A 393-nucleotide genomic window follows, 5' to 3' on the forward strand; every position below is an offset into this window, starting at 1 on the left:
CGCTCCGGAACCCTTTCTCAGCTGCTTGCAATTGTTGCTGAAGCAGGCTGCAACGTGTTGACGATTCATCAGACAATCCCTCTCCAAGGAAGAGCGAATGTAACGCTTTCATTAAATATTAACGGGATCAAAGGAGATATTCAAGAACTTTTGATGAAATTGCGGAATTTAGATTTTGTCGAAAAAGTTGAAGTGGTAAGTTCAGGGGCATAGAACAGGAAGGAAGAGAAGAGAATGATGAAAGTCAGTTATTTAGGTCCAAAAGCAACCTTTACTCATTTAGCTGTAAGCAAATTTTTTCAAAATGATGCAGAACTCATTCCGTATCGAACGATTCCGCATGCCATGGATGCGGTTGTCAATCATGAAACTACAATTGCGGTAGTACCTCTT

At 40.7% G+C, this 393-nt stretch carries 1 protein-coding gene and 1 pseudogene; both read left to right on the forward strand.

Annotated elements, in window-relative coordinates; all coding sequences use genetic code 11:
- Window positions 1-213: pseudogene (locus AC0KTX_RS03835) on the forward strand (ACT domain-containing protein); the annotation flags it as partial.
- Between the two features lie 24 nt (window positions 214-237).
- Window positions 238-393: prephenate dehydratase domain-containing protein (locus tag AC0KTX_RS03840; protein ID WP_474250961.1), on the forward strand; the 156-nt coding region annotated here is incomplete at its 3' end.

It is taken from the genome of Aeribacillus sp. JST-2 (assembly GCF_056032925.1).